Raw genomic sequence first — 10,480 nt, 5'->3', positions numbered from 1 at the left:
ACCGTTAAGCCCTCTAGCGCCGATGGTACTTGGACCGCAGGGTCCTGGGAGAGTAGGACGCCGCCAAGCAAAGCAAAAACACACTTGATGAAAATCAGGTGTGTTTTTTTGTGTTTTGCACAGAATTGTACAGAATCCCTAACCCTAGCGTTATCTTTTGGAGAATTACGCCGGGGTTAGGGGTCAGTGTTAAATATCGTAACGGTGGTGCGAAAATACAGCGAACGTTATCTTTGTTTTTTAAACCATAATACTTATTTGGCCTGTAACAGATTGAGCCGCTCGGTTAAGGCGCGTTTACGATAATAGAGTGCTATCGTGATTAGAACAATCATTTCAGATAATGGTACAGCTAGCCATACTCCAGAAACACCCAGGAACGAAGGGAGAATAGCAATCAAAGCAATCATGATAATCATCTCGCGTGCGGCTGTGATCCAGATCGCCATTTTAGCGTTACCTATGGATTGGAAGTACGTGCTCATGACAAAGTTTACTCCCATGGATACATAAGCAATGGTGAAAATACGCAAACCGTAGACGGCGCTATCCGTTACACTGTTGCTAAAGTTACCAAAGATCTGCACAAAGTAAGGTGCCCCCACTTGAACGATGAGAAGCAGAACCACGCCGCAGGTTACGGCTGTTTTGACGGCAATACGAATCGTTTGCTGAACTTGTTCTGCCTTCTGTGCACCGTGATAATAACTGATCAGGGGCTGTGCGGCAGAAGCGAGACCAAGGAATGCCATTAAGACAACCCCGTGAATGTAATTTAAAACCGTAAACGAGGCAACACCATCCGTACCTCCAATCCGCTCCATGGAGATGTTATGTGAGACCGAAAAGACGGACATGCCAAGTTCGGCTAGGAAGCTAGGAAAGCCAATAAGTGCGATCATGCAAAGCAATGTGGTACTCCATGTGAACCTTGTGAACGTAAGATTATTGGACTTTTTGAAAAAATGACTGAACAGTACGAGCAGTGCCAAAGCGGCTGAGACAATCGTGCCCAGTGCAACCCCGCGTACTCCCCACTCCAGCACATATAACGTAATATAATTGATCACAATGTTAGCTACAGCAAAGGTAATCTGGGCATACATTGAGGTATTTGGACCGCCATCGTTGCGGACAAACACGGATAATGCATTTTCGATCGTGAAAACAAACCCGAAAAGTAACATGATATTCATATAGTCGGATGCGAAGGGAAAAGTATCTGCATTTGCACCCAGTGCATATACGAGTTTATCTTTGAAGGTAAAGGCCGTGTAACCAATAACCACTGTAACCAGCGAAATGAGAATAATGGATTTGGTAAACACTTCTTTGGCCTTCTGATTTTCTTTCCTGCCCATATGATTAGAGTATAACGTAGCTCCACCCATGCCGATCCATAGAGACATTGCCACGAAAAGGGTGTAGACAGGAGAAGCGATACCGATACCTGCCATGGCGGTTGACCCAAGTTTGTGCCCAACCATAATGCCGTCGATAATAAAGTTAAATGCGATGACTAGCATCCCCAGAACAGAAGGCACCAGATAGCTGAAAAAAGCTTTGCCTACCGTTTGCCTCTCAAGTGGATGCGTCCAATTTGTACTCATAATGACCTCCGTTAGTAAGTGTAAAAATTTTATGCCTATATTTTATACTGAACGTTCGTTCTGTATAATAACATGAGTACAATTCAAATGGCAACTTTTCCGAAATTCGTACCGTTTATTTGATAGAGTGTGAGAGAGGACTGGGCAGGGGGGGAAGATCAGATGAAGCAAAATAAGTACGATGATATGGCATTTTTTCAGAATTATAGCCAGATGGCTCGCTCCGTTGAAGGGTTAGATGCAGCTGGGGAATGGCATGAATTACAAACACTAATACCTGATTTAAAGGATAGGCGAGTGCTTGATTTAGGTTGCGGGTTTGGCTGGCATTGCCGATATGCGCGTGAACAACAGGCGAGTTCAGTCATCGGCGTAGACTTATCCGAAAATATGCTCAGGCTTGCGCGTGAGCTGACAAATGACCCACAGATTGAGTATCGGCAGCTGGCCATCGAAGATATTCATTTTGAACACAATCAGTTCGATGTGGTTATTAGCTCCCTTGCGCTGCATTACATTGAACATTTGCATGACGTGTATCGTAAAATCAATCATTGTCTAGTCTCTGGTGGAACGTTCATTCTGTCTGTTGAACATCCGATATTTACCGCTCGTGCAGAGCAGGACTGGCATTATGATCCTCAAGGAGAGAAACTGCATTGGCCTGTGGATCACTATCATGAACAAGGACAGCGGATCGCAAACTTTTTGGATCATGATGTGGTGAAGTATCATCGGACAATGGCTACACATCTGAATGAATTGATTGATGCGGGGTTCATCATTCAACAGGTGGCAGAATCCAAGCCCACTTTGGAGATGATGGAGCAGGTCCCGGGGATGTCTGATGAGAATCGAAGACCGATGTTTCTGATGATCGTAGCAATGAAGAAATAATTATGGATCTGATATGTACATGATTCAACGTTTTATGATGGCGTGTTCAGTATGTCTGGACATGCTGTTTTTTATTTTTTGCTAAAATATAAAAATTAATGAGTAAATTAGGGAACCAAGTGACAACTGAGTTAGTCCTATTAAGTGAGGTGAACATCCGTTGGACTATTCTTTTCTGGCAGAGGCCCAGACCATCAACAATGACACACTTGCCAGCCTGATGCACGATTACGGCAATGATGTGTGGAATTATGTTTATTTTTTAACTAGAAATACGGAGCAGGCAGATGATTTGTCACAGGAAGTGTTTGTCCGGGCATACACAGGAATCGCAACCTATCGGGGAGATTGCTCGATCAAAACATGGCTTCTAACAATTACGAGGAACACAACGTTTACATACCGAAAGTCGAGGTTTTTCCGAAACAGTTTATGGGGAGAAACATTGTCGTTAGAGTCAGGCCAAGATCAATCCGGATCAAGACAAATGATGCGAGAACGATCAACTCATCCATCCGCCGAGATGGAAGTGATTCGTAAAGCACATGTACATGAGATTTGGGATATCGTGCTGGCGCTACCGGAGAAGTTTCGGGAGATTCTTCTGTTGCATCTGAGGTATGAACTTACAACGGTGGAGATCGCAGATATGTTACGAATTAGCCAAGGAACCGTGAAATCACGGCTATCCCGGGCTAAGGTTAAGGTTCGAAAGCAGTGGGAGGAGAGAAGCGAATGAAACATGAGGATGATCAATGGGAAAAGGAAATCCGTAAAGGGCCGTTTGCAACGTCTCCTTTTACTGAAGATCATAAGCGTAAGGTTTTGCAGCAGGTGCAGTGGATACGAACGGAAAGCAGTAAGGAAGAGGAAATGAGTGAAATGAGCCCTTCAGAGTCGTCATTGAAACGCTCTTATTCCCTCTCCAATTCATTAAGAGAATACGCTGATACAGACACAAATATAAATGCAGTTAAAGCTAAAGTTCAAGATAAAGCTAAAGATGCATCCAAAGTTGGCCCAAGACATCAACGTCATAGAAAAAGTCGTAGAGGCATTCTCGTTGCAGGGTTGAGTGCATTGGTTATCGTAGGCGGGCTATTTATGTGGAACTGGGACGACGGGCAACTCGCGAAACCGTTGATGGAACAGATGAATCCGGCTTCAGCTTTGCTGATTACAGATGAACTGAATATCGATATTCTTACGGATCAGATGAAAAAGAATGTTGCGGTAACGATGAGAGATGATCTGGGCAAACAGCTACGCATTACCAAAGTACAAGATCTGCCTGTGTCTGGCAGAATATACGTCGAAGCAGGCCAGGAGAAAGGAGCAGATTACGCCCAAATCTGGCTTGACGCCAAGACAGGTAACCTTCGTGAAGTACAGATGAGAGCCGAGATGAAGCCAAGTAAGCTGGAGCATCGATATATGCGTCAGGTGCCTTCGCTTTTGGAGAGCATCGGTAGTGCTCCTACGCTCAAACCCATACTTGTTCGGCGCTTTGTAAACATGAACCAGGGGGAGATATTACCGGTAATACGTACTACACTCGCATTACAGAATGAAACAAGTTTTGGGTATATTGAATGGGAGCAGGATAAGGTCACATCGGTCTCAGGGGAAATTAATCCGGACGAGGTATCTCAGACTGCTTTGGCAGATGCTAAGGAATCGGTGGCCGCTTTGTCGGGGAAAACGAATTTAAATTTGGAAAGCATACATCGAACGAAGGATAATAAGCTGGGTGGAGAGATTTTCTTTTTTCAATTTTCTCAAAATTACTTTGTTGAAATGACTGAAGGAAAAGAAGGGGTGGGTTATACAGTTCGAGATGTTAATAATTATGAGCCATTCATCGGAGATAGCCAAGAAATGGAGGCTTACCATGAAAAATTATATAATATGAACGAAACGATAATAAGAGAAAAAGCAGGGCCAATCATCAAGAACATATTTAAGATTGATTTGGATGCCTACAAGCTTCATCGAAAAGCCGATGCATTAGGTATAGTAACTTTTGAATTAGAGTCTGCCAATGACATATTTGAGGTCGAATACAAAGAAGATGGACGCATCACTATGATTAGCAGGGGGAAGTTGTAGAAGGATACAACCTTGTATTTAATTATATTAAATGCAACTTACTTTTCTTACTTTTAGGAACCAAGGTACAATAAGGTACGTACTTTTCAATTTGGAGCATAACATCTAAACTGATACCTGAGCCATAAACAGCAAACGAAATCCATAGCTATGCGGGTTCAGCATATAATATATAAAACAAAGGACGTGGAGAAGAGTGGACGTTACTGTACAAACAAAGAAAAAAGAAGAGATTTTGCAGGCATTCAAGTTTCGTCATGCCACAAAGCTATTTGACGCGTCACGCAAAATTACAGAAGAAGACTTCGCTTTCATCCTTGAAACAGGTCGTTTGTCTCCAAGTTCTATCGGTTTTGAACCCTGGAAGTTTCTCATTGTACAAAATCCCGAGTTCCGTCAGCGCTTGTCCGAGGTGTCGTCCGGTGCGCAGCGTCAGCTAGCCACAGCCAGTCATTTCATTGTGATCTTGGCGCGCACGGATGCAAGCTACAGCTCTCCTTATGCAGCGTACATGCTGAAAGAGGTTCAGGGCATGCCTGATGATGTATTCAAGCTGACAAGTGAAGCCTATGGTAAATTTCAAAACAATCAAGGTCTGCTTCAAAACGCGAAAACATTATTCGACTGGGCATCTAAACAGACATACATTGCTCTTGGCAATATGATGACTGCGGCGGCTCAGATTGGCATCGATTCTTGTCCGATCGAAGGATACAATTATGCAGAGGTGCATCGTATTCTGGAAGATGCAGGACTGTTAGAGAACGGTGCATGGGATGTGTCCGTGATGGCGGCCTTTGGTTATCGTGCAGAAGAACCTCATCGGGAGAAATCACGCCAATCTGTTGAGCAAATTACACACTGGATTGAATAACGATAAGGTAAAGAACGAAAGTAACGGCTCTTGATGTGCAAACTAATTTTCTGTTACCTAAACTGTTGTAACCATGTAAGGCCCTTGTACTCCCATACCTACCAGTATGAGAGTACAAGGGCCTTGTCACTATGCTTGGATGTATCCATTTTATTCTAAAAATGAGGAGTTGAAAATACATAGACATCTATGTATAATGCATTTATGTTAAAATACAACGCTTTTGCAATGATTGCAAGAATCAGAGATCATGTGAACAAACGAATTGTTCATGAATTGGAACAGCATGAGGTAACAGGCATCGTGCCTTCCCATGGAGATGTCCTGATGTTCTTGTACCGGGAAGAGACATTATCCATCAAAATGCTGGCTGAACGTGTTCAGCGTACACAGCCAACAGTGACGGTGCTGGTCAACAAGCTGGAAAAGCTGGGTTATGTCGAACGCAGCAAGAGTTCTGAGGACAGCCGGGTAACCATGATTCGCCTAACGGACAAAGGGAAGCAGCTTGAGCCGATCTTCCGAGAAGTGTCGAATCAGATTAATCAGATGATCTATGCCGATCTGTCTGAAGAGCAGTCAGAGCAGTTGGAGAATTTATTGTCCATGATTGTCAGACGTTTTTAAATTAATTTGTTGAACCAAAATTGAGGAGGAAATTAACATGAAACATCTTATCGTATACGCTCATCCACACACAGATAGCTTCAATAAAGCCATTTTGACTACCGCCGTAACTGCTCTGGAAGCAGAGGGGCATGAGGTGGTTGTGCGTGATCTGTATCAGCTCGGATTTCAGCCTGTACTGACGGAGGCGGATACAGCTTCAATGCGTGCAGGACAGACTCCGCAAGATATCGCTGCAGAGCAGCAATATGTGACAGAGGCAGAAGCTATTACGTTTATCTATCCAATCTGGTGGACAGGGCTTCCGGCGATTCTGAAAGGTTACGTTGACCGGGTGTTTGCTTACGGATTTGCTTATGCATCTGGAGCAGCAGGAATCGAGAAACTGTTAACGGGTAAAAAAGGTGTTATGATCAGTACACACGGAACGCCAAAGGATGTATATGATCAGATTGGTATGACGGATGCGCTGAAACTGACGTCCGACACAGGGATTTTTGATTTTGTAGGCATCGAGCCGGTAGGCCATCTGCTCTTCGGTGGTATTGGTTATCTGGATGATGCTGCATATCAAGCCATGCTGGATGAAGTAAAACAGACGGTAACAACACGTTTCTAACATAGGATTGAACAGATGTGAATTACCAAGCCGACTCTTGATGAGTCGGTTTGTTAGTTTATGGGGTTTGGCAAAAGGTCAAAAAGGGGGTATAATCGACCCATGGAACCTATACTCATTTTCAAAGCACTATCTAATGAGACACGCAGACAGATCCTGCTGTGGCTGAAAAACCCGGAGCAGCACTTCTCCCCCCTCGAGCTATCCCAGCATCCGGATGGCGGTAAGAGTGGGATCTGTGTTGGCACGATTCAATTGAAGGCTGGACTGGCACAATCTGTAATCTCCAGCTATTTGTTGACGATGCTCAAGGCAGGGTTGTTGTTATCGGAGCGCAGAGGACAATGGACGTACTATCGACGCAATGAAGAAACGATACAGGCTTTTGCCGAGTACGTACAACATGAGTTATAAGCCGGATGCCGGAACGGAAGCTAAGGATGCAATATGCAGCAAGCAGGTGATTCCGTCCGGATGTGAACGGCTAGATGTTGTAAGAACTTTTGTGTGTCCACAGTGATTCTTGTTTGGGTATTCTTAGCTAACATGCATTCTTTGCCAGAGGTTTAAAAAGAGTTGCTCTTCGAAACGTAAGAGTTATGTTTCATTTTTCAAGTTACTTTTGCTCACTTATATCTATATATCTGGATATGCAAAAATATAATCACAAAGGAGTATGAACTTTAATGAGTATTGAGCATCAACATAAAGAACATATCACTGACGTCAAACTTTCCGTGCTTGATCTTGCACCCGTTGTGGTGGGATCAACTCCTGCAGATGCACTTCGCAACAGTCTGGAGCTGGCACAGCATGCCGAGCGGTGGGGATATTATCGCTACTGGGTAGCTGAGCATCACAACATGCCTGGTATCGCTTCGTCCGCAACCTCGGTTGTAATCGGACACCTGGCGGGTGGAACGAAGTCCATTCGTGTAGGTTCTGGCGGCATTATGCTACCGAACCATGCACCACTTGTCATTGCTGAGCAGTTCGGTACACTCGAATCCCTATATCCTGGACGTATTGATCTGGGTCTGGGACGTGCCCCCGGCAGTGATCGCCGTACATCCGTTGCGCTACGCAAAGATCTGAACAGCGGAGAAGATTTCCCTGAGTTGCTGGCAGAATTGCGTGCATACTTTGATGCATCGGCAACGTCCTATCATGCACCCGTACGTGCTGTACCCGGCGAAGGGCTGAACATCCCGATTTACCTGCTGGGCTCCAGTGATTTCAGCGCACGATTGGCAGGCCAGCTGGGACTCCCGTTTGCTTTTGCCAGCCACTTCTCACCGGATTATACCCGAATTGCTCTGGACACCTACCGGAGTAGCTTCCAGCCGTCGGAGAGTCTGAAGGAGCCTTATGTCATCGTAGGGGTGAACGCCGTGGTGGCAGATACCGATGACGAGGCTGCGTGGCTGGGAACGACGATGCAACAACAGTTCCTGAACATCATCCACGGCACCACAGGACTCGTGCAGCCGCCAGCGGTGATGGATGGCAAATGGACAGATCGGGAACAGGCTACGGTAGCTCAAACACTGAAAGCCGCGGTGAACGGTTCACCGGAGAAAGTGAAGGGACAGCTGGAGTCCTTTATTCGCCAGACGCAGGCAGATGAATTAATTATTACGTCGATGATCTATGATCATCAAGCACGCCTGCACTCGTATGAGTTGATCGCACAGCTTGCGGGAAACGTATAAAGGTTTTATATGACAGCAGAAAGCGAATAGCATCGGATCAGAGAGAGACGGTTCGCCTCCAACGGAGGCGGATCGTTTTTTATATGGTAAAATTTTCAATAGGTCGATGTGGGGCACGTTGTGCATTTTGGGGTAAAATGACTTTACTCGCCGAATTTGAAACGGTCAAACTGGCTCATACGTATAAATCGGGAGTATTATACATATGTTGGCTTGTACAAGAGTGAATTGTACCCGTCAGGCAGAAAGTTGATCATAACGGAAGAAAGATACATAAGAGAGGACGACAAGCCTATGGAGCAACCTGAGCAACAACCTGAGGTACAAACCCGGGTGTGGCCTGAGCGATTTAAACGATTTTTTCTGAACAACAAATTTGTGCTGTTTCTGTTAATTCTGCTATTGGTAGGACTGAACATTATGGTGCTGACCAAGGTATCCTTTGTCTTCCACCCGCTGGCGGTGTTAATCAAAACAATTCTTCTGCCTATTATTCTGTCGGGCATCCTTTATTACCTGCTCAATCCACTTGTGGATGTGATGGAACGATGGAAAATCAAGCGGGGCTGGGGCATTCTTATTCTCTATCTCGCGATTGGCGGAATTTTGACCGTTGTGGTGCTGGCCGTTATCCCCGTGCTACGCAATCAGATTATGGGACTGATCGCCAATTTTCCTACCTATAGTGAAACGGTAAGGGATCAATTCGAGGAATTGACAGGAAGTCAGCTGTTTAGCCAGGTGCAGGAGACGGTCAACCTGAACTGGCAGGACTGGTGGGGTACCATTTCCGAGAAAGCAACCGAGATCCTCAATTCCACCTGGACGAAGCTTGGCGGGTTCCTTGGTGCATTTACCGAGACCGTGTTATCTATCGTAACCGTGCCATTTATCTTGTTCTATCTGCTCAAAGACGGCAAGAAGTTACCGGACAAGATTTTGTCTTTTTTGCCAATCAAAAGTCGTACCGGTGCCATGCACGTGTTGCATGATATTAACCACCAAATCAGCTCATTCATCCGTGGGCAGATTATCGTCAGCTTCTGTATCGGTGTCCTGCTCTACATCGGGTACATGGTCATCGGTTTGGATTATGCCCTGATTCTTGCAATCATTGCTTCCTTCACGAGTGTGGTTCCTTATCTGGGTCCAGCGATTGCCATTACTCCGGCTTTGATTGTCGCTTTGGTGACTTCGCCAGTGATGTTGCTGAAAATGATTGCCGTGTGGACCATTGTACAGTTGATTGAAGGTAAACTTATCTCCCCGCAGATTATGGGTAAAACTCTTAAAATTCATCCGATCACGATCATCTTTGTCATTCTGACATCGGGTAATTTGTTCGGGGTAGTCGGCATTCTGCTGGCGGTTCCGGGATACGCGGTACTTAAAGTGGTGGTGTCCCATATATTCAACATGTTTAAAGATAAGTCGGGTCTTTATGATCCGAACAACAACCGTTTGCTGTAACTATTAAAACGGTTCCCTTATACAACAGAAACCCCCGTCCATCGGCTAGAAGCCGAGAGGCGGGGGTTTCTGTTGGTTTGAACAGGCTGGCAGTAGCCTAGCCGTGTTTGATATGCTGGAGCGTTTGCAGGAAAATCTGCTCAATGTGAGCATCATCCAGAGAATAAAAAACGGTCTTGCCTTCCTTGCGACGCTTCACGATCCGCATGTTGCGGAGAGAGCGCAGCTGGTGGGAGATGGCTGACTGACCCATGTCGAGCAATACCGTCAGATCATGTACACATAATTCTTTCTGTAACAGTGCATCAATAATACGTAGACGTGTTGGATCACTAAATGCTTTGAACCAATCCGCCATCTCGGAAGAGGTCTCCCGATCTATAAGTGAGGTGCGAATGGTTTGCACATCGGTTTCCGTACCCAAGCAGGCATCATCGCAATCATGTGGAGCTTTAACCGGTTGTTCCATTCCTATCACCGCCTATGTTTAACAACTGATAGCTCTATTATATCCAAAAAACGGCTAAAGCGAAATGATTACTAATAGGGCGTATCTTGAAAC

At 45.2% G+C, this 10,480-nt stretch carries 11 protein-coding genes; 9 read left to right on the top strand and 2 right to left on the bottom strand.

The genetic code is table 11. The annotated features are described in order from the left end of the window. Nucleotides 1-254: 254 nt before the first annotated feature. On the bottom strand, nucleotides 255-1,610 hold the full coding sequence (locus FS818_RS27955) for an MATE family efflux transporter (protein ID WP_145336643.1): 1,356 nt from the start codon (nucleotides 1,608-1,610) through the stop codon (nucleotides 255-257). A 162-nt stretch (nucleotides 1,611-1,772) separates the two neighbouring features. Here FS818_RS27955 and FS818_RS27950 point away from each other — a divergent pair, with 162 nt between their 5' ends. The 9 genes from FS818_RS27950 (at nucleotide 1,773) to FS818_RS27910 (ending at nucleotide 9,918) form a co-directional block, all read left to right on the top strand. Beyond that, the gene (locus FS818_RS27950; protein ID WP_145336641.1) at nucleotides 1,773-2,507 is read left to right on the top strand and encodes a class I SAM-dependent methyltransferase; all 735 of its coding nucleotides are present in this window, start codon (nucleotides 1,773-1,775) and stop codon (nucleotides 2,505-2,507) included. A gap of 160 nt (nucleotides 2,508-2,667) precedes the next feature. After that, complete coding sequence (locus FS818_RS27945; RefSeq protein WP_145336639.1) at nucleotides 2,668-3,246, top strand: RNA polymerase sigma factor; 579 nt, start codon at nucleotides 2,668-2,670, stop codon at nucleotides 3,244-3,246. Further along, a complete protein-coding gene (locus FS818_RS27940; protein WP_145336636.1) occupies nucleotides 3,243-4,616 on the top strand; it encodes a hypothetical protein in 1,374 nt (457 codons plus the stop codon). The genes FS818_RS27945 and FS818_RS27940 overlap by 4 nt, the downstream gene beginning before the upstream one ends. Nucleotides 4,617-4,812: 196 nt before the next feature. Then, nucleotides 4,813-5,490 (top strand): NAD(P)H-dependent oxidoreductase, encoded by a 678-nt coding sequence (locus tag FS818_RS27935; protein ID WP_145336634.1) that lies wholly within the window; start codon nucleotides 4,813-4,815, stop codon nucleotides 5,488-5,490. Between the two features lie 204 nt (nucleotides 5,491-5,694). Continuing rightward, complete coding sequence (locus FS818_RS27930) at nucleotides 5,695-6,117, top strand: MarR family winged helix-turn-helix transcriptional regulator (RefSeq protein WP_145336632.1); 423 nt, start codon at nucleotides 5,695-5,697, stop codon at nucleotides 6,115-6,117. Nucleotides 6,118-6,154: 37 nt separating this feature from the next. Continuing rightward, a complete protein-coding gene (locus FS818_RS27925; RefSeq protein WP_145336630.1) occupies nucleotides 6,155-6,736 on the top strand; it encodes an NAD(P)H-dependent oxidoreductase in 582 nt (193 codons plus the stop codon). Nucleotides 6,737-6,838: 102 nt separating this feature from the next. Beyond that, nucleotides 6,839-7,150: an ArsR/SmtB family transcription factor gene (locus FS818_RS27920; protein ID WP_123066816.1), complete on the top strand. Its 312-nt coding sequence runs from the start codon at nucleotides 6,839-6,841 to the stop codon at nucleotides 7,148-7,150. Between the two features lie 272 nt (nucleotides 7,151-7,422). Further along, nucleotides 7,423-8,448 (top strand): LLM class flavin-dependent oxidoreductase, encoded by a 1,026-nt coding sequence (locus FS818_RS27915; protein WP_145336628.1) that lies wholly within the window; start codon nucleotides 7,423-7,425, stop codon nucleotides 8,446-8,448. Between the two features lie 294 nt (nucleotides 8,449-8,742). Continuing rightward, complete coding sequence (locus FS818_RS27910) at nucleotides 8,743-9,918, top strand: AI-2E family transporter (RefSeq protein ID WP_145336626.1); 1,176 nt, start codon at nucleotides 8,743-8,745, stop codon at nucleotides 9,916-9,918. Between the two features lie 97 nt (nucleotides 9,919-10,015). Here FS818_RS27910 and FS818_RS27905 read toward each other — a convergent pair whose 3' ends face one another. Further along, nucleotides 10,016-10,387, bottom strand: coding sequence for an ArsR/SmtB family transcription factor (locus FS818_RS27905; RefSeq protein WP_145336624.1), 372 nt, complete (start codon nucleotides 10,385-10,387; stop codon nucleotides 10,016-10,018). Nucleotides 10,388-10,480: the final 93 nt, after the last annotated feature.

Source organism: Paenibacillus xylanexedens, from assembly GCF_007680605.1.
GTDB lineage: Bacteria > Bacillota > Bacilli > Paenibacillales > Paenibacillaceae > Paenibacillus > Paenibacillus xylanexedens_B.
The sequence above is the reverse complement of the archived record's forward strand: the minus strand, read 5'-3'. Positions and strand labels throughout refer to the sequence as shown.